General features: G+C 67.2%; 19 protein-coding genes. 9 read left to right on the forward strand and 10 right to left on the reverse strand.

Annotated elements, in window-relative coordinates; genetic code table 11:
- Positions 1–91: 91 nt before the first annotated feature.
- The gene (locus E1J61_RS13895; RefSeq protein WP_133094750.1) at positions 92–574 is read left to right on the forward strand and encodes a VOC family protein; all 483 of its coding nucleotides are present in this window, start codon (positions 92–94) and stop codon (positions 572–574) included.
- A gap of 18 nt (positions 575–592) precedes the next feature.
- Here E1J61_RS13895 and E1J61_RS13900 read toward each other — a convergent pair whose 3' ends face one another.
- The gene (locus tag E1J61_RS13900) at positions 593–1609 is read right to left on the reverse strand and encodes an AraC family transcriptional regulator (RefSeq protein ID WP_133094616.1); all 1017 of its coding nucleotides are present in this window, start codon (positions 1607–1609) and stop codon (positions 593–595) included.
- A 48-nt stretch (positions 1610–1657) separates the two neighbouring features.
- Positions 1658–2746 (reverse strand): AraC family transcriptional regulator, encoded by a 1089-nt coding sequence (locus E1J61_RS13905; RefSeq protein ID WP_133094617.1) that lies wholly within the window; start codon positions 2744–2746, stop codon positions 1658–1660.
- A 192-nt stretch (positions 2747–2938) separates the two neighbouring features.
- On the opposite strand from E1J61_RS13905, the gene E1J61_RS13910 reads away from it, so the two are divergent.
- The 3 genes from E1J61_RS13910 to E1J61_RS13920 are packed head-to-tail and all read left to right on the forward strand — an operon-like array spanning position 2939 to position 6451.
- Positions 2939–3919, forward strand: a complete 981-nt coding sequence (locus E1J61_RS13910; RefSeq protein ID WP_133094618.1) for a quinone oxidoreductase — start codon at positions 2939–2941, stop codon at positions 3917–3919.
- 13 nt (positions 3920–3932) lie between these two features.
- Complete coding sequence (locus tag E1J61_RS13915; protein ID WP_133094619.1) at positions 3933–4781, forward strand: TauD/TfdA family dioxygenase; 849 nt, start codon at positions 3933–3935, stop codon at positions 4779–4781.
- Between the two features lie 23 nt (positions 4782–4804).
- Positions 4805–6451 (forward strand): fatty acid--CoA ligase, encoded by a 1647-nt coding sequence (locus E1J61_RS13920; protein WP_133094751.1) that lies wholly within the window; start codon positions 4805–4807, stop codon positions 6449–6451.
- A gap of 171 nt (positions 6452–6622) precedes the next feature.
- On the opposite strand, the gene E1J61_RS13925 is transcribed toward E1J61_RS13920, so the two are convergent.
- From E1J61_RS13925 to E1J61_RS13945, 5 genes are all read right to left on the reverse strand, one after another.
- Positions 6623–6907, reverse strand: a complete 285-nt coding sequence (locus E1J61_RS13925) for a group II intron maturase-specific domain-containing protein (protein WP_133094752.1) — start codon at positions 6905–6907, stop codon at positions 6623–6625.
- A 299-nt stretch (positions 6908–7206) separates the two neighbouring features.
- Positions 7207–8184 (reverse strand): tripartite tricarboxylate transporter substrate binding protein, encoded by a 978-nt coding sequence (locus E1J61_RS13930; RefSeq protein ID WP_133094620.1) that lies wholly within the window; start codon positions 8182–8184, stop codon positions 7207–7209.
- A gap of 122 nt (positions 8185–8306) precedes the next feature.
- Complete coding sequence (locus tag E1J61_RS13935; RefSeq protein WP_133094621.1) at positions 8307–9005, reverse strand: DsbA family oxidoreductase; 699 nt, start codon at positions 9003–9005, stop codon at positions 8307–8309.
- Between the two features lie 57 nt (positions 9006–9062).
- The gene (locus E1J61_RS13940) at positions 9063–9266 is read right to left on the reverse strand and encodes a DUF1289 domain-containing protein (RefSeq protein ID WP_133094622.1); all 204 of its coding nucleotides are present in this window, start codon (positions 9264–9266) and stop codon (positions 9063–9065) included.
- A gap of 86 nt (positions 9267–9352) precedes the next feature.
- Positions 9353–10405: a 3-keto-5-aminohexanoate cleavage protein gene (locus E1J61_RS13945; protein WP_133094623.1), complete on the reverse strand. Its 1053-nt coding sequence runs from the start codon at positions 10403–10405 to the stop codon at positions 9353–9355.
- 256 nt (positions 10406–10661) lie between these two features.
- Here E1J61_RS13945 and E1J61_RS13950 point away from each other — a divergent pair, with 256 nt between their 5' ends.
- The 5 genes from E1J61_RS13950 to phaZ all read left to right on the forward strand — a co-directional run bounded on the left by E1J61_RS13950 (position 10662) and on the right by phaZ (position 15516).
- Positions 10662–11675, forward strand: a complete 1014-nt coding sequence (locus E1J61_RS13950; RefSeq protein ID WP_133094624.1) for an AraC family transcriptional regulator — start codon at positions 10662–10664, stop codon at positions 11673–11675.
- 239 nt (positions 11676–11914) lie between these two features.
- Positions 11915–12379, forward strand: a complete 465-nt coding sequence (locus tag E1J61_RS13955; RefSeq protein WP_133094625.1) for a MaoC family dehydratase — start codon at positions 11915–11917, stop codon at positions 12377–12379.
- A 56-nt stretch (positions 12380–12435) separates the two neighbouring features.
- The gene (locus E1J61_RS13960; protein ID WP_133094626.1) at positions 12436–14106 is read left to right on the forward strand and encodes an alpha/beta fold hydrolase; all 1671 of its coding nucleotides are present in this window, start codon (positions 12436–12438) and stop codon (positions 14104–14106) included.
- 83 nt (positions 14107–14189) lie between these two features.
- A complete protein-coding gene (locus tag E1J61_RS13965; protein ID WP_133094627.1) occupies positions 14190–14621 on the forward strand; it encodes a phasin family protein in 432 nt (143 codons plus the stop codon).
- 61 nt (positions 14622–14682) lie between these two features.
- Positions 14683–15516, forward strand: coding sequence for a poly(3-hydroxyalkanoate) depolymerase (gene phaZ, locus E1J61_RS13970; protein WP_133094628.1), 834 nt, complete (start codon positions 14683–14685; stop codon positions 15514–15516).
- 119 nt (positions 15517–15635) lie between these two features.
- Here the strand turns inward: phaZ and E1J61_RS13975 are convergent, their stop codons facing one another.
- The 3 genes from E1J61_RS13975 to E1J61_RS13985 form a co-directional block, all read right to left on the reverse strand.
- Complete coding sequence (locus tag E1J61_RS13975) at positions 15636–16802, reverse strand: porin (protein ID WP_133094629.1); 1167 nt, start codon at positions 16800–16802, stop codon at positions 15636–15638.
- A 93-nt stretch (positions 16803–16895) separates the two neighbouring features.
- The gene (locus tag E1J61_RS13980) at positions 16896–17489 is read right to left on the reverse strand and encodes an alpha/beta hydrolase (protein ID WP_133094630.1); all 594 of its coding nucleotides are present in this window, start codon (positions 17487–17489) and stop codon (positions 16896–16898) included.
- Positions 17490–17498: 9 nt separating this feature from the next.
- Positions 17499–18842, reverse strand: a complete 1344-nt coding sequence (locus E1J61_RS13985; RefSeq protein ID WP_133094631.1) for an MFS transporter — start codon at positions 18840–18842, stop codon at positions 17499–17501.
- Positions 18843–19121: the final 279 nt, after the last annotated feature.

Consider the following 19121-nt stretch of genomic DNA (forward strand, 5'->3'; position numbering starts at 1 on the left):
GACCGGCACACCGTGCCCGGCCGGCGCTCTTGAGTGTTGAGTGTTCGACGACCACGGATGCCCCGTGCTCACCTTTCCAAGGAGACACAACATGCCGAGCAAGAATACGATCTGTTTGTGGTACGACCGCGACGCGCTGGATGCCGCGAACTTCTATGCCGAGACCTTCCCCGACAGCGCCGTCAAGGCCGTCCATCGCGCCCCCGGCGATTATCCCGACGGCAAGCAAGGCGATGTCCTGACGGTCGAGTTCACCGTTGCCGGCATTCCCTGCCTCGGCCTCAACGGCGGCCCGCATTTCAAGCACAGCGAGGCGTTTTCCTTCCAGATCGCGACGGACGACCAGGCCGAAACCGACCGCCTGTGGAATGCCATCGTCGGCAACGGCGGGCAGGAAAGCGAATGCGGCTGGTGCAAGGACCGGTGGGGATTGTCGTGGCAGATCACGCCGCGCGCGCTGACCGCGGCGGTATTCGATTCCGATCCCGCGGCGGCCAAGCGCGCCTTCGAAGCGATGATGACGATGCGGAAAATCGATATCGCAAAAATCGAGGCGGCCCGGCGCGGAACCTGATCCCGGCGCGCCTCGAGCCTACGCGTGCTGCGCTTGCTGCGCCTGCTGCGACCGCCACTTCGACACGCTGCAGCCGAACTCGCCGCTGAACCAGCGCGAAAACGTGCTCAGTGAAGTAAATCCCAGCAGCGTGGCCACCTCCGACAGCGGCCTGTCGGGGTTCTCGATATAGCCGACCACCAGCCCCGCACGCACCTGGTTCAGGATCTCGGAATAGCTGGTCCGGTCGCGCGCCAGGCGGCGGTGGATGGTGCGCCGGTCCACCCCCAGGTGCTGCGCCACCCGGTCGACCGAGCACATGCCGGTGGGCAGCAGCACGTAGACCAGCTTGCGCACCTTGTCCGGCGCGGTGGCGTTGGCCTGGGCCAGCAGGCTGCCGAGGTAGCGCTTGACCTGGCCTGCCATCGCGGGGTCGTAGGACGGCAGCGGGGCCTCCAGGTCGGCGGCGGCGCAGACGATGCCGTCGAAGTCCTGGTTGAACAGTGGGTCGATGCCGAACACGCGCATGCAGGTCGCCACGCTGGCGGGTGCGGGGTGCGTGAAGCAGATGCTGCGCGGGCGCCACGAAGTCCCCAGGAACAGGCTCAGCATGCGGAACATCACGCCCACGGCCAGGTCGGTGGCCTGGCGCAGCACGCCGGACTCCTCGCTCAGGACCTGGAGCCGGATGATGACCAGTCCTTCGGATTCCTCCAGGCGCATCGCCAGCGATTCGTTCTGCAGGCCCATGTATCGCACCATGGACTCCAGCGCGCGGCGCAGCGTGGGCTGCTCGCGCACCACGAAGGCCAATGGCCCCAGGTTGGAGAACTGGCGCAGCTCCGCCATGCGCAGGCCGAAGTCGTCCACCTGCGCGGCGCGTGCCGACGCGTCAAGCAGCCGTCCCACCAGCGCGGCAGGGATGCGGATATCGGGATCGAGCAGCACGTCGCGGCTGATCTTGGCCGCACGCATCTGCTGGTGCGGATCGAGGCCGACGGCACGTGCCACTTCAACGTAGTTGGTCAGGCTGGCGCTGCGCAGGTAGTAAGACATCGCGTTATCCGATTGTCGCGAAATGCAAGCCGATGGTGTGCGAAGGGCTCATCGTTGCGTGGCCTCGGCACCGGCACCGGCACCGGCACCGGCACCGGCACCGGCACCGGCACCGGCAGCGCTTGCGTTGCCGCTGGTGTTGCCGTTTGCGTGCCGCCGGCGCCATGCCAGCGGCGGCTCGCCGAACTGGAGCGAGAACCAGCGCGTGAACGTGCTGGCCGAGCTGTATCCCAGCAGCTCCGCCACACGCAGCATGGCGTATTGCGGGTTCTCCACATAGCGCAGCGCCAGTTCGCGCCGCACTTCGTTGAGGATATCGGTGAAGGTTTCGCCGGCTTCGTCGAGCTGGCGCTGCATGGTGCGCAGGCTCAGTCCCAGTCCCTGCGCCACGGCTTCGCAGGTGGCGCGGCCCATCGGCAGCATCAGGTAGACGGCATTGCGCACATCGCGGCCGATGCTGGGCGAGTTGATGCGCGGCAGCGTGTCGACAAAGCGCTCGGCATAGCGCGCCATCGCCGGATCGCCGGTCGGGTTGGGCGCGTCGAGGTCGGCTGCCCGGCACACGATGCCGTTGAATTCGCTGTCGAACTCGAGCGGGCAGCCGAACAGGCGCCGGTGCACGCGCAGGTCGTCGGGCGCCGGGTGCGTAAAGTTGATGCTGAGCGGGCGCCAGTGCGAGCCGAGCAAGGCGCGGCACAGCCGGAACACCACCCCCAGCGCCAGCTCGGTGCCCTGGCGCGAAGGCTGGTCGAGCACGATTTCCTGGCGGATGATGACCGCGCCGCCGGCCTCTTCCAGCAGGATCGACACCGATTCGTTGACCAGGTGCCGGTAGCGGATGATCGTGGCGAGCGCGGCGCGCAGCGTTGGCTGCTGGCTGATCAGCAGGCTCATCACGCCAAAGTCCGATAGCTGCCGGGATTCCGCCATGCGCAGGCCGAAGGTGGGGCAGTCCGCCGCCCTGGCCGCGGCTTCCAGCAGCGTGGCGCAGGCGCCCACCGGGATGCGCTGGTCCGGATCGGCCAGCAGCGCCCGGCTAAGCCTGGCGGTGCGCAGCAAAGGCTGCGTATTGAGGCCAAGCGCGCCGGCCACTTCAAAGAAATTGGTCAGTGCTGCTGCACGTACCAGGGTGTCCAAGGTTGTCTCCCGCTTATGGCGGCTGGCCTTGGGGAAGGCCGCCGCATTGTCTTTGCAGCGGCATGATAGGCGGGCTTGGCATGAAATGCAAAGCCGCTGGAGCCTATTGCAAAGCTGCCGCGGCCGCGGCGACCTACATTGGCAGCATGCGCGGCACACATCGGTGCCGCAACGTTCCAAGGAGACAACTGCATGGCAAAGATCGTCCGCATGTATGAGACTGGCGGCCCCGAAGTGTTGCGTTACGAAGACGCGGCGGTGGGAGAGCCCGGCGCGGGACAGGTGCGCATCCGCCACGTGGCGGTGGGCCTGAACTACGCCGACACCTATTTCCGCAACGGCACCTACCCGGTGCCGCTGCCGTCCGGCATGGGCGTGGAAGCCTCGGGCGTGGTGCAGGCCATCGGCCCGGGCGTGACCAACGTCGCCGTGGGCGATCGCGTCACGTATACCGGCTTTATCAACACGCTGGGCGCCTACAGCACCGAGCGCCTGGTGCCGGCGGCGCCGCTGATCCGCCTGCCCGACACCATCGGCTTCGAGACCGCGGCGGCGATGACCATGCGCGGCCTGACTTCGGCGTACCTGATGCGCCGCATCCATGCGTTCCAGCCGGGCGAAACCATCCTGCTGCACGCGGCAGCCGGCGGCGTGGGCCTGATCGTTTCGCAGTGGGCCAAGCTGCTGGGCCTGACCGTGATCGGCACGGTGTCGAGCGAGGCCAAGGCCGAAGTGGCGCGTGCCCATGGCTGCGACCACATCATCAACTACAGCCATGAAGACGTGGCCAAGCGCGTGCGCGAACTGACCGACGGCGTCGGCGTGTCGGTGGTGTTCGACAGCGTCGGCAAGAGCACCTTCACGTCTTCGCTGGATTCGCTGCGCCGCCGCGGCACCATGGTCTGCGTCGGCACGGCCTCCGGCCCGATCCCGCCGTTCGACCCGGTGCTGCTGGCGATGAAGGGCTCGCTGTTCCTGACCCGTCCGGCGCTGGCCGACTACATCTTCGATCCGGCCGAGAAGGCGCAACTGGCCGGGGAACTGTTCGATCATGTCGGCTCCGGCCGCATCCGGATCGAGATCAACCAGCGCTACGCGCTCGAAGACGCGGTGCAGGCGCATATCGACCTGGAGTCGCGCAAGACCACCGGTTCGTCGATCTTTGTCATCTGAGGAGCCAAAAGCCATGCGAGTCCAACAACTCACCTGCGCGCTGGGCGCCGAACTGAGCGGCGTCAACCTGGCCGATGCCGTGCGCGACGACGGCCTGTTCGCCGAGATCCGCGCGTTGCTGCTGCAGCACCGCGTGCTGTTCCTGCGCGACCAGAAGTTCAGCCGGGCCGAGCATGTCGCCTTCGCCAGCCGCTTCGGCGAACTGGAAGACCATCCGGTGGCCGGCAGCGACCCGGAACACCCCGGCCTGGTGCGCATCTACAAGACGCCCGACCAGCCCAACGACCGCTACGAGAACGCCTGGCACTCCGACACCACATGGCGCGAGGCGCCGCAGTTCGGCGCGGTGCTGCGCTGCTTGGAATGCCCGCCGGTTGGCGGCGACACCATGTGGGCGAACATGGCGCTGGCTTACGAACGGCTGCCCGAGCACATCAAGACGCAGATCGCCGACCTGCGCGCGCGCCATAGCATCGAAGCGAGCTTCGGCGCCGCCATGCCGGTCGAGAAGCGCCTGGCGCTGAAGGCGCAGTATCCCGATGCCGAGCATCCGGTGGTGCGCACGCACCCGGACACCGGCGAGAAGGTGCTTTACGTCAACGCCTTTACCACGCACTTCACCAACTACCACACCGCCGCGCGCGTGCGCTTCGGGCAGGACGCCAACCCGGGCGCCGCCGACCTGCTGCGCTACCTGGTAAGCCAGGCGTACATCCCCGAGTACCAGGTGCGCTGGCGCTGGGCGCCCGACAGCGTGGCGATCTGGGACAACACCGCGACGCAGCACTATGCTGTGATGGATTATCCGCCGTGCCACCGCAAGATGGAGCGGGCCGGCATCATCGGCACCAGGCCGTACTGAACCCTGGATTCGAGCGAATGAATATGCAAGACAACCTGATCACGCCGGCCAAGTCGGCCTACGCCTATCCGCTGCTGGTCAAGCAGCTGCTGACCAATGCCCTGAGCCTCTATGGCGACCAGGAGATCAGCTACCGCGGCGAAATGCGCTACACCTTCCGCGATTTCCGCCGCCGCATCGGCAAGCTGGCGTCTGCGCTGGCTGCGCTGGACATCCGCCACGGCAGCACCGTGGCCGTGATGGACTGGGACAGCCACCGCTACCTGGAATGCTATTTCGGCGTACCGATGATGGGCGCCACGCTGTTCACCGTCAATGTGCGGCTGTCGCCCCAGCAGATCCTCTACACGCTCAACGATGCAGGCGCCGCGATCGTGCTGGTGCACCCGGATTTCCTGCCGGTGATCGAGCAGATCCGCCCGCAGCTCACCGGCAACCCGCGCTTCGTGCTGCTGGCCGATGGGCAGGACGTGCCGAAGTCCAGCGTGCCGTTCGCCGGCGAGTACGAGGCGCTGCTGGAGCATGCGCCCGCGGACTTCGAGTTCGCGGATTTCGACGAGAACACCAAGGCCGCCACCTTCTATACCACCGGCACCACCGGCGATCCGAAGGGTGTCTGCTACAGCCACCGCGAGATCGTGCTGCACACGCTGGCGTCGGCGACGAGCCTGTGCTCGCCGCGCGAAGGACAGCGCATGCATCGTGAAGATGTCTACATGCCGATCACGCCGATGTTCCACGTGCTGGCATGGGGCATCCCGTATGTCGCCGTGATGCTCGGGCTGCGCACGGTGCTGCCGGGCCGCTACCTGCCCGACCAGCTGCTGAAATTGCGCGAGACCGAGAAGGTCACTTTCTCGCACTGCGTGCCAACCATCCTGCAGATGCTGCTGCAGGCCTCCGCCGACGGCAAGCCGGACCTGTCGGGCTGGAAGATCATCATCGGTGGCTCGGCGTTGCCGCCCGCGCTGTGCGAGGCGGCCCTGGATCGCGGCATCGACATCTTCGCCGGCTACGGCATGTCGGAGACCGGCCCGATCGTGTCGCTGGCGCAGCTGCCGCCCGGGTGCGTGCCGAAGGACCGTGCCGAAGAAGTGCGCATGCGCTGCTCCACCGGCCGCCCCGTGACGCTGGTGGACTACCGCATCGTCAGCGAAGACATGCAGGACCTGCCGCACGACGGCAAGAGCCGCGGCGAGATCGTGCTGCGTGCGCCGTTCCTGACCAAGGCGTACTTCGGCAAGCCGGCGGCATCGGAAGACCTGTGGGCCGGCGGCTACCTGCACACGCAGGACGTCGCGGTGATGGGGCAGGACGGCTTCGTGCAGATCGTCGACCGCATCAAGGACGTGATCAAGACCGGCGGCGAGTGGGTGTCGTCGATCGAGGTGGAGAATCTGATCACCGAAGTGCCAGGCGTGCTGGAATGCGCGGTGATCGGTGTCCCCGACGCCAGGTGGGGCGAGCGGCCGATGGCGTTCGTGGTACGCAAGCCGGGCGTGGAGGTGAATGCGGAACAGGTCCGCGCGCACCTGCTGGGCCACGTCGAATCGCAGCGCATCAGCAAGTACGCGGTGCCTGAAGCCGACCGCATCACGTTCGTCGAGGCGATCCCGAAGACCAGCGTGGGCAAGATCAACAAGAAGCAGCTGCGGGAAGACGTAGCCTGAAAGGGAAGGTAAGGAGCTTGGCGCCAGTCCTCGGGCGGGGACTGGCGCTTTTTTTTTGTTGAGCTTGCGAAAGGGCGACGCGCTTTCGCCGGCAATCGGGATAGGGGCAGGCCTCGCGGCCCGGCCCCTCCCACACCACCGTGCGTACGGGTCCGTACACGGCGGTTCGGTCTAGTTAATCGGTTTGCGCACCAATGATGGGAGACCCAGTTCGTCGAAGTACCGGTTTGGCAGGGCCATGCTGAGCGCAGGACTGCAGCTTGGGCGCCACGGCCCGTGCGGACTGCCCACGGTTTGGGAGGCCAAGTCCAGCCCCACGCCGCGGCCCCGCAACTTCCGGAACCGTGCCGGGCTAACCTTCCACTGTTTCCAGAGGAAGTAGCGCAAGCGCCGGCGCAGCCAGCACTCGAGATCGCGCAGCACGCTTGGCCACTCACTGAAGCCGAAGTAGCCCAGCCCAGTGCGACTTCAGGTACCAGGCCTCGTATCTGATTTCTGTTCGTCAGGTCGTGGCTTTGCTCCACGCTTCCTTCAGACCCCACCTCACGGTGGAGCCCTTGCGCTTCGCTAATCCTTCACCACCATCAGGTTGGATAGGGGACTTGCACCCCCGAGCTGTTGGGCATGCTCGGCACACATGAGAAACGCCTCCCGAGGGAGGCGTGTGGGTGCGACGAAGCCTGGTGCCGGCAGTGCTTACTCCCCTCTCCCATTTATGGGAAAGGGAAGCAAACCAGTGGAACAAAAGCGCCCGATCAAGGCTGGATATTGAACGCCTTCACAATCGCGCCGTTGCGCTCGAACTCTTCGTGCAGCGACTGCCCGAGCTGCTGCAGCGACTGTGGCTGCATCGGCTCATAGCTCAGCGCCTGCATCCGCTCCTGCACCTTGGGCGTCGCCGCGGCCTTGTAGGTCGCGGTCTGGATCTTCTGCGCCAGCTCGACCGGCACGCGCGCGGAGGCGATCACGCCGACCCAGTTGCTGAACTCCACATCGGGATAGCCCAGTTCGGCGAAGGTCGGCACCTGCGGCAGCAGCGGCGAGCGGTTCTTCGATGCCACGGCGTACGGCTGCAGCTTGCCCGCCTTGATCATCGGCAGCGACGTCACCATGCCATCGTACATCACGGCGATCTGGCCGCCCATCACCTGGGCCAGCGCTGGCGCCGAGCCGGCGAACGGCACGTGCTGCAGGTCCATGCCGGACTTCTGGTTCACGATCACGCCCGCGTAGTGCGAAGCGGTGCCGGCGCTGTAGGAAGCGAAGCTGAGCTTGCCGGGGTTGGCACGCGCGTAGCTCACCAGGCCGTTGAAGTCCTTGGCGGGCAGCGTCGGCGAGCCCACCAGCAGCAGCCGCGAGCGGGCCACGGCGGCCAGCGGGCGGATGTCCTTCATGGTGTTGTAGGGGGTCTTCAGCACGTGCGGCACTTCGGTCAGCACGTTGGTCGCGGTCACCATGATGGTCTGGCCGTCGGGCGGCGCGGCCAGCATCGCGCTGATCGCGATGCCGCCGCCGGCGCCCGGCTTGTTGTCGACCACCACGGGCGTGCCGAGGTCGGCCGAAAGCTGGTCGGCCAGCAGGCGTGCGATCACGTCCATGGTGCCGCCGGCAGGCGCCGGCACCAGCATGCGCACGGGCTTGCTGGTCCAGGCCATCGCGGCCGGCATCGCCAGTGCCAGCATGGCGGCAACCGCGGCGTGGCGGGGACGGAACAGGGTGGGGCGGGTTGGCATGGTTGTCTCCGTTTAAAGATATGAGATGAAACTTGCCCATGCCAGCCTTCTTGTCGGGATGGTCATGGGCTCAGGTTGAAGAGATGGGGGCGCGCGCCGGTTTGAATACCGGCGGGGGAGCTTCAGCCGGCAGCGAGCGTGGCGCGCTGCTTCGCGCGCGCAAGGGCCCGCTGCATGGCTTCGACCAGCACCGAAGGCGGCCGGGCGCCCGACACGCTGTGCGTGCCGTTGAACACCACATGCGGCACGCCGAAGCCGGTGCGCAGCGGCGGGGCGTCCGGGTCGTGCAGCGGGGGCAGCCAGTCCAGATCGGGCAGGTCGCCGTCGGCGCCTGCGTCAGGCAGTGCGATGCCGCAGGCTGCCGCGGCGCGCCGCAGGACTTGCGGATCGCCGATGTTCTCGGCGCGGATGAAGTAGCGCGTGAACAGCTCGTCCAGCAGCGCCGAAGCGGCCTCGGGGCCGGCTTGCCTGACGGCGTGGCGGACCAGCCGGTGGGCCAGCAGCGTGCTGGGAAAGGTCTCGATGCGATCCAGCGCCAGCGTGATGCCGGCTTCGCGCGCGGCAGCGCAGACTTGCGCCTGGCGCGCGGCCATGGCCTCGGGGCCTCCCAGCCGCGCGAGGTAGAACTCGCGGTAGGGCCTGCCCTCCGGTGGCGTGGTCGGGATCAGCGGATAGGAGTGCCAGGCGACCCGGACGGCAACTTTCGGGTACTCCCGGGCGAGCCATTCAATGGCGGTTTCGAGGTGCTTCTTGCCGATCATGCACCAGGGGCAGATCAGGTCGAAGTAGGCATCGACCGTAAGCGTCGTGGGGTGGGTCATGGCAGCAGCTTGATGGCGCCCGCCGCCGCATGCGTGCCTGGCGGCGGGCGAGGGGAATCAGGGGGCGGACGCGGCTTGCGCGCGGCGCCAGGGCTGGCGGGCGGGCAGCTCGGCCAGCACCTCGGCGCGCCGGGCCTCGGTCATCCGGTCCCAGGTGCCGATTTCCAGCGGGGTCCTGCCGCAGCCCTGGCAATACTTGCCGGCCACGTCCAGGCGGCAGATGTTGAGGCACGGATTGGCGACGGCGGGGGCAGGATTCATGGCTTCAGCGGTGTTGTGGTTCGGGCAGGCGCGCGGGGCGCCGATGCCCGGCCGGGGCGGGACGCCCCGCGGCCGGGCGATGCGCGTCAGGCGCGCACCGGCAGGTTCTTCTGCCCGGGCTTGCGGTTGGGCGCCATGCCGTGCGCCGCAAGGGTTTCCTCGGCGCTGTCGTACCAGGTGCCGATGCGGTAGATCTCGCGCGCTTCCTTGCCCGAGGCGATCTCGCGGCCCAGTTCCTTGGCCACGCGCACGCATTGCTCGATCTGCTGCACCGAGGTCATGCGGTTGCCGTGCTGGTCGATGATCGTGTCCTCGATGCCGCAGCGCGGGTGCAGGCCCATCGCCATCGCCATCATGTTGAACGGCAGCACGTTCTTCAGCAGCGACTCGGCGGTCAGCGTGCAGCCGTTGGGCGCGCGGTGGATGAAGTTGAAGAAGTTGAACGGGTTGGGACCGTCGAAGCCGCCGCCGATGCCGATCCAGGTCAGGTTCAGCGGGCCCATGTACTTGCCGGCGCGCACCATCCGCTCGAGGGTTTCGAGGGCGTGCATGCCGGTCAGCTGGAAGTGCGGCTGGACGCCAGCGTTGCTCAAGCGGCGCAGGTGCTCTTCCACCCAGCCCGGGCCGGCCGGCACGGTCATTTCGCGATAAGCTTCGACGTAGGCCGGATGGGACAGCGAGGTACCCGCGGTGTATTCCGGGTACAGCAGCTCCATGATGTTCATCTGCGTGGTGTTGATCGCCACGGTGACCTGGTCCGGCTTCGGGTCCAGTTCGGCCAGCATGTGGCGGGTGTCGTCCGACAGCCACTTGGCGGCCTGGCCGTCGTCTTCCGGCGCGAACGAGATCGAGCCGCCGACCTGGATGATCATGTCGGGCACGGCTGCGCGCACGCCGGCGATCAGCTCGTTGAACTTCGACAGGCGCTTGGAACCCTTGCCATCCAGTTCGCGCACGTGCAGGTGCAGCACGGTGGCGCCGGCGTTATAGCAGTCGACGGCCTTCTGCACCTGCTCTTCCATGGTCACGGGGATGTCTTCCGGGAAATCTGCCGGCATCCATTCCGGACCGTACGGCGCCACGGTGATGACCACCTTGTCCATGTTCTCGGGGTGCAGGGAATCGTCGAGGAATTGCATGCTGTTGCTCCTGGGTGTTGTCGGCAGGCGGTCCGGGCAGAACCTGCTGGTTCGCGTTCCGTCGGCCTGTTTTCATCGTCATTCGATGGCCTGAAGTATCGGCGAACGGCATGAAGCAATTTGACGATCCGGGACGATCGCTTGACATTTCGGGACAGTCAGGGAAAACACGATGTGCGCGGCCGGGGCAACGTTGCACAGTGTCGGGGCGATGGCGCAGACGCGCCGTATTTTCGTCTCCCACCCGCGGCATCCGATGCCGGTTTTTCAAGTGAATTGCCTGTCCCCCACCGTCCCGGTTTCCTTCGTCCATGGCTTCCTGCCCGGTGCCGATCCTGCGCTGATCGCGCAGCTGGCGGCGCGTTCCGGCATTGCCACGGAGCTGATGGACGAGCCCGCGGCACGCGTGACGCAGGAGCAGTTCTCGACCTTGTACCGGCTGCTGGCGCACGAGCTCGACGATGAGATGCCCGGCATCTTCAGCCGTCCGCTGCGCAACGGCACGCTCAAGTACCTGTGCCTGAGCTTGCTGGATGCGCCACGGCTCGAAGTCGCGCTGCATCGCTTCGGGCAGTTCTTCCGGCTGCTGCTGGATGAGTTCCGCGTGGAGTCGCGGCGCGAAGGCAGTGCCGCGCATGTGGAACTGGTGGAGGCAGTGGCCGGTCCGGCCGTGGGCCCGATGGCACGCGAGCTGATGCTGAAGCTGGTGCATGGCGTGGCGTCATGGCTGATCCGCCACAAGATCCCGCTGCAGGCGGTGCAGCTGCCGTCAGCGCGCCCCGCGCAGGCGAGTGACCATCTCTACCTGTTTCCCGGCCCGGTGCATTTCGGCTGCGAGCGCGGCGGCATTGCCTTCGACGCGGCATTCCTCGACATGCCGGTGCGGCAACGCAAGTCCGACCTTGAGAAATTCCTGGCACGCGCGCCCGAGGACTGGATCTTTGTCACGTTTGCCGAGCCCATGACCTGTCATCGCGTCAGGCAGTACGTGGCGGATTGCCTGCCGGTAGCGCCGACCATCGAAGCCGTGGCGGCGGCGCTGCACTGCTCGGTGCGCACGCTCTGCCGCCGGCTGTCCGCGGAGGGCACCACCTTCCAGGCGATCAAGGACGGCGTGCGGCGCGACATTGCCATCCAGCGCCTGACCCGCTCCGATGACGCGATCACGGCCATTGCCTTCGACGTGGGTTTCGACAATCCGACTGCCTTCCACCGCGCCTTCCGGCACTGGACCGGCAGCACGCCAAACACCTACCGCCGCACGCCTTAGCGCAGCAACGGTGCTGGCAATGCCGGCCGCGCGACTGACAAATCCTGCCATTCGGTGCGCCCGCGGAAGCGCATTGCGCGCACGCCGTGCCACGGCCCTGCAAAGCGGCAAGCATTGTCAGCAAATGGGCCGGTTTTGGTAGCCGTGTTTGCGCGCCGCGCCACTACGATGCGGCAGTACAAACATGCGTGCGCCGACACGGTCGGCATGCACGGACGCCAAAGCAAGCAAGGAGGCATATGGCAATCGAAGGTTACAGCATGGGCACGCTCGGCGCATTCGTCGGCAAGGAACTCGGCGTTTCGGCGTGGATGGAAGTGGACCAGGCGCGCATCGATGCATTCGCGCAATGCACCGGCGACAGCCAGTGGATCCACGTCGACGTGGAGCGCGCGCGCCGCGAAAGCCCGTTCGGCGGCACCATCGCCCACGGCTACCTGACGCTGTCCCTGCTGGCAGGGAAGCTGGTCGACATGGGCGTGGTGCCGGCGGATGCGCGCGCCGCGGTCAACTATGGCGTGGAGAAGACGCGCTTCCTCGCGCCGGTGAAGGCCGGGGCGCGCGTGCGCAATCGCGTCAGGCTGGTGTCGGCCGACAACAAGGGCGACGGCCGCGTGCTGCTGCGCACGGAAAACACGATGGAGATCGAGGGCGAAGCCAAGCCGGCGATGGTGGCCGAAGCCCTGGCGCTTGTCATGGCATGAAACGGTAACAGCGGAAGCAAAAGCAGAAGCAGGAAAGAAAGAGACAGGAGAGCAGTATGACAAATGCAGCCACCATGGAGGCGCCCACCGATTTTCTGGCAGGACCCAATCCCTTTGTCGGGATCCGTCCCGAGGATCTCATCACGGCCGCCCAGCAGATCGGCGCGCAGTGCGTGCAAGAGCCGGTGCTGGTGCTCGAGCAGCAGGCGCAGCTCACCCATGACCTGGTCAGCGTGCTGGACGGCTCGGCACCGATGCCGTCGGCGCGCGACCGCCGGTTCGGCGACGACGCCTGGCGCGACCATCCGCTGTTCCGCATGTCGCTGCAGGGCTACCAGGCCTGGCGCGACGCGCTCGAGGGCACGGTGCGGCGTTCGGTGATGGATCCGCGCAGCAAGCATCGCGCGCAATACTTCATGTCGCTGCTGACCGACGCGCTGGCACCGACCAACACCCTGGCAGGCAACCCGGCGGCGCTGCGCAAGACCTTCGAGTCGTGCGGCATGAACCTGGTCAGCGGCATGATCAACCTGGCCAGCGATGTGCTGACCAACGGCGGCATGCCCGCACAGGTCGACAAGGATGCGTTCAGCGTCGGCACGAACCTGGCTGCCACGCCTGGCGCGGTGGTGTTCCGCAACGAGGTGCTGGAGCTGATCCAGTACGCCCCGACCACCGCGAAAGTGCATGCGCGGCCCCAGCTGATCGTGCCGCCGCAGGTCAACAAGTTCTACGTGTTCGACCTTGCGCCTGGCAAGAGCATGGTGGAGTACATGCTGGCCCAGGGACTGCAGGTCTTCGTGGTCAGCTGGCGCAACCCCACGGCGGCACAGCGCGACTGGAATCTCGATACCTATGTCGGCGCGCTGGTCGAGGCGATCCATGCGATGCGCGACATCACCGGCAGTGCCGATGTCAACGTGCATGGCGCCTGCTCCGGCGCGATGACGATGGCGGCGCTGCTGGGCTATTGCGCCGCCAGTGGCGAGAAGCTCGTGCACGCCGTCACGCTGATGGTGGCGGTGTTCGGCCTCGATGCCGAGTCGCAGCTCGGGCTGTTCAGCACGCCCGAGGCGGTCACGGCGGCGCGGCACGGCAGCGCGTCGCGCGGCGTGCTCGATGGCGAGGCGCTGGGCCGGGTGTTTGCGTGGCTGCGGCCCAACGACCTGGTGTGGAACTACTGGGTCAACAACTACCTGCTCGGCAATGCGCCGCCCGCGTTCGACGTCCTCTACTGGAACAACGACACCACGCGCCTGCCGGCCGGCCTGCATGGCCAGTTCCTGGACATGCTGACGCTGAACCAGCTCGCCACGCCGGGTGCGCTGCAGGTGCTCGGCCACGCCATTTCGCTGTCCGACGTGGACTGCGACAAGTACGTGCTGGCGGGCATGACCGACCACATCACGCCGTGGAAGGCGGTGTACCGCTCGGCGCAGGCGTTCGGCGGGCGCACCGAGTTCGTGCTGAGTTCCAGCGGCCACGTGCAAAGCCTGGTCAATCCGCCCGGCAATGCCAAGTCGAAGTATTTCCGCAGCGGCACGCCCGATGCGAACCCCGAAGCCTGGCTGGACGGCGCCACCGCCGAGCAGGGCTCGTGGTGGGAGCATTGGACCCAGTGGCTGAAGAAGCGCTCCGGCCCGAAGCGCAACGCGCCCGCGGCCCCCGGCAGCCTGCGTTTCGCCCCCTGCGGCGAAGCGCCGGGCCGCTATGTGACCGAGGCGTAGCGCGCATGGCGAGACGCCGCAACATCGCAACACCGCAACATCGCGATCTGAATTTCCCAACCCAACCTTCAGGAGAAAGCAATATGGAATCGACCAACACCGCAGGCGCATCGGCCGCGCAAGCCCCGCACAAGAAGCTGCTCGACTTCGTGCGCAACAACCGCCTGGACCCGGCCGCGGTCCTGGATTCGCGCCGCAAGGACATCGAGGCGCTCGCCAGCGTCAACGTCATGCTGCTCGGAGGCCTGCAATCGCTGGTGCGCCAGCAGGCAGAGTTCCTGTGCGATGCCGCCGCCGACCTGCAGGCGCTGTCGCGCGGCGGCCAGGCCGTCGATGGCAAGGCGCCCGTGAAGCTGGCGGAAGCCCTGCCGCGCTCGCTGCAGAAGGCCGTTGCCGGCGTGCGCGGCCTGACCGACACGCTGTACAAGGCGCAGGCGGACAGCATTTCCGTGGTCGGACGCCGCCTTGCCGAGAACGTCGAGGAGGTGAAGGGGATTCTGCGCCCGAAGCAATAAATTGCGGCGGGCATGGCCGCGCGCCGGCCATGCCCGTGCGCAAACTCTCCAGGACAAGCTGATGACAACAACAGACACCGGCACGCATGCCGGCCAAAAGCTGCAGGTGCTGACCGTGGACCTGGACGGCCAGGTCGTGCGTGCCGGCATCCGGCCCGGCAGCGATGCCGGACCGCCGCTGCTGATATTCAACGGCATCGGCGCCAATCTCGAACTGCTCGCCCCCTTTGTCGATGCCCTGCCGGGCATCGAAGTCATTCTATTCGACGTTCCCGGCGCCGGCGGCTCGCCCGCGCCGATGGTGCCGTACCGTTTTTCCAGTCTTTGCGTGCTCGCCGACCGCCTGCTGTCGTATCTCGGCTATACGGGCCAGGTCGATGCGCTGGGGGTGTCGTGGGGCGGGGCGCTGGCGCAGGAGTTCGCCCGTCTTTATTCGTCGCGGTGCCGGCGCCTGGTGCTGGCGGCCACGTCGCCCGGCGTGATCATGGTGCCGGGCCGCCTGTCGGTGCTTGCCAGGATGATCGGCGTGCGCCGCTATACCGACCCGCAATACCTGCGCCGCGTCGGCGCCGACCTCTACGGCGGCGCTTTTCGACGTGATCCTTCCCTGCTCGACGAACACGGCCAGCACATGCAGCCGCCGGCCGGGCGCGGCTATCTTTACCAGCTGCTCGCGGCATGGGGCTGGAGCAGCCTGCCGTGGCTGGGCTCGCTGCGCCAGCCCACGCTGGTCATGCACGGCACCGACGATCCGATCGTTCCCGCGGTCAATGCCAGGATCCTGGCCGCCCGCATCCCTGGCTCGACGCTGCAGATGGTCGATGATGGCCACCTCTTCCTGGTGACCGGGCCGGAGCATGCGGCCGGCATCGTCCACGGCTTCCTGCGCCGATAGCGGCGGCGTGCGCCTGGCGCACGCCGCATTTCCACCGTCCAAAAAAAATCGGCCGTCCCGGAAAGACCGGGCGGCCGCAAAGAGCATCGCTTGCGGGATCGATGCCGCGAGACGCGTTGTCAGAACTTGTGGCGGATGCCCACTGCCGCGCCGAACATGTTGCTCTGCCCGTTGGCCAGCGCGTAGCTGTTGCCCAGCGACAGGCTGTTGGCGTAGACCGTAGCCAGCGATTCCATCATCAGGCCGGCATTCTTGGCATAGGCCGTGGTCAGGTACACGTCGGTGCGCTTGGAGAACGCGTAGTTGGCGATGAAGGCGACCTGCCACGGGTTGGGGACATGGGTATCGCCATACAGGGTCTTGACGTTGTCGTAGGCGTATTCGAGCGTCAGGCCGATGGCCGGGGTGACCTGGTAGGTGCCGCCGATCCAGTAGAAGTCGTCGCGCTGGATCACCACGTCCGCGGCGTTCTTGTTCTGGCCCCAGCGATAGCCGCCCATGATCTTTGCCGGGCCATACGAATAGCTCGCGCCGACCACGGCCTTCTTGACCTCGCCGTTGCTGGTGCCGATGGTCGGATTCCACTGGTCGTAGCCAACGGTCACGCCGAACGGGCCGCCCTGGTAGGCCACCGCGGCGCCCCACGCGGTGTCGCGCCGGAACTGCCCGGGCACTTCGCCGTTGCCGCCGATCGGCGTGGCAATGCCCACGGTCGCCGGCAGGGCCAGGCCGGTGCCGAAGGACCAGTGCGCCAGCGCGGTGACCGGGCCGAACTGGCCGGTGTACTTGACGGTGTTGTCGGCGCGGAAGTTCGGGCCGGACTGCAGCACCACCGGCTCGTACTGGGTGGCGTAGGCCGCCGGCGAGAAGTTCGCCAGCGCCTCGAACATCGAGGTGTACTGGCGGCCCAGGCTGATCTGGCCGATGCCTGCCTTCTGCAGGCCGACGAAGGCCTGGCGGCCGAACAGGCGGTTGCTTTGCTGCATCGTGCCGGTATCGAGGTTAAAGCCGCTTTCCAGCACGAACAGCCCTTTCAGGCCGCCGCCGAGATCCTCGGTGCCGCGCATGCCCCAGCGCGAGCCGGAGATGCCACCCGAGTTCATGCGGTACACGTCGTTTGCCGGGCCGCGGTTGAACTGGTTGCTCGCCACCGGCACCGCGCCAACATGGTTGGCGTATTCGACGTTGATGTCCACCACGCCATACAGCGTGACGGTCGATGACTGCGCGAGGGCGCTGCCCGAGCAGGCAAGCGCTGCGGCTGCAGCCAGGGTCCTGATCTTCATGGATTGTTTCTCCACTTGTTTCCTTTGGTTTTTGGGATGCGGATATTTCCGTCTCGTTTGGTATTGCCGGGTACTACAAATCAATGCGCTGGATCAGCCGGCGCGCAGCAACTCATCGATCAACGCGGTCGCGCGCGGCCATGGGCCGTAGCCCGCGGCGGGATTGAGGTGGCCGACTTCGCCCAGGTCGACCAGCTTGCTGCCCCAGTCGCTGGCCATTTCGGCGGTGCGCGGGTAGGTCGCCAGCGGATCGTTGCGGCTGGCAGCGAGGATGGTCGGGAAGGGCAGCGGGCTCCTGGGAATGGGCAGCCAGCCGTGCTGCGCCAGCGTGGCGGTGTCCGGGTAGCCGGCCGGCATGGGGGTTTCCAGGTCGGCGGGCGTGGCCAGCAGTGCGCCGCGGATCTTGCGGCGGTTTTCTGCAGCCGAATGTGCGGCCGCATGCGCAGCCCAGTGCGCGGTGATCATGACGCCGGCGCTGTGCGCGACCAGCACGACCGGACCGTCGATCTCGGCCAGCGCGGCGTCCAGCGCGGCAACGCGGGCATCGCGGCTGAGCTTGTCGTGCTCGAGCGGCGGCACCGAGCGCGCGTTGGGCAGCTGTGCCTGGAGCAGGGTCTGCCAGTGCTCGGCAACGTGGTCGCGCAGGCCGGGGACCAGCAGCACGGTGGTGTCAGGGGTAAGGCTCATGGTTCCAGATCAGTGAGAAGTTGCGGGAGCGGCGTCTTCGTTCCGGCTGTCCAGGCGGCGCAGGTCGGCTGCGTAGTAGCGGCGGCCGGCAAGGAAGGCGGCGGCGGCTACCAGCGACGCCAGCGGCACCCACTGCAATGCGCCTTGCAGGCCGATGTGGTCGGCGAGCAGGCCGGTGACGAACGGTCCGGGCGCCAGGCCCAGCAGGTTGTTGGCCAGCGTGAGCGTGGCAAAGGCGGTGGCATGGATGGCCGGGCGCGTCAGGTTGGCGACCGCGGCGCTGGCGGGGCCGGCGGTGCCGCCGACAAACAGCATGCCCGCACCGATCAGCGCCAGTTGCAGGCTGCCCGCGGGGAGCCGGAACGCCGTCAGCAGCAGGCCGCAGCAGATCAGGCTGTAGGTCACCGCGACCGCCCACTTGCGGCAAGGCGCCTGGCGGGCGATCCAGTCGGTCATCGCCCCGCACAGTACCATGCCGACGCCGCCAGCCAGCACGAAGCCCGCCGCGACCACGCCGGCGCGATCGGTGGCCATGCCGTAGTAGCGCGCCAGGTAGCTCGGCATCCAGGTGATCAGGGCGCCCATCACCAGCAGTTGCATGGCGCTGCCGACATAGGCGCAGAGGATCGAGCGCGCCGAGAACAGCGCGGCGAGCAGCGGGCGCATGGCCAGGGCAGGCTCGCGCGATGCGGTCTCGGCGTCCTCGCCCAGCGCCTTGCGCCGGGCCTGCAGCCGCGGTTCGGTCACGACCAGGCGGAACACCGCCACCAGCACCAGCCCGAACAGCGCCATGCCGGCAAAGGCCCAGCGCCAGCCGAAATGGGCCGACAACGCACCGCCCAGCGCCATGCCCAGCACGGAGCCGAACGCGCCGCCGGCGATAAAGGCCGAACTCAGGCTCGCCCGCAGGTGGCGCGGAAACACCGACAGCACCACGGCAATGCCGACGCTGCCGTAGGCCGCCTCGCCGATGCCCACGCACAGGCGCGCGATGAACATCTCGCCGAAGTTGTTCGCCAGCGCGCAGCCCAGCGTGGCCAGGCTCCACAGCGCCGCCATCAGCACCAGGCTCCTGACCCGGCCCCAGCGGTCCGCCAGGATCGACAGCGGGAACGTCAGCAAGCCGACCATCAGCGCCACGATGCCGCCCAGCGCACCGAGCTCGGTGTCACTCAGCGACCACTCGGCCTTCAGCAGGGGGAATACCGCGTTCAGTACCTGGCGGGACATGTAGTCCGACAGCAGCAGGCCAAAGCTCAGGGCAAAGACGATCCAGCCGTAGAGGCCGGATTGCGATGCCTTGCCCGAGGGCGTTGCAATTGCGCGATGGGTGTTAGTGGGTTGCCCGATCATGAAAGCTCTTCCAGTAGTGGCCACGGCTACGCCAGCAGGGGAGGCAATGCTCTTGCAGGCGGCGGGCGCAGGTCGGTTGCGACCCGCGAAGTATCTAAGATTGGCTGTCTCCGGTTTGGCTTTCCGGGACAACGTTTTTGCATTCAGGGACAGTGCGGGAAAACGAGGAGCCGGGCGAGCGGGGCGCGAGCCGTGGCACCGCCCGCGTCTGGCGCCGCCGGCAAGTAACCCGCCCGCGGCATGGCAAGACTGTGCCGCCAACGCCTATATTCGATGCGT

Origin of the sequence: Cupriavidus sp. L7L (assembly GCF_004353535.1) — a bacterium.
Lineage (GTDB): Bacteria > Pseudomonadota > Gammaproteobacteria > Burkholderiales > Burkholderiaceae > Cupriavidus > Cupriavidus oxalaticus_A.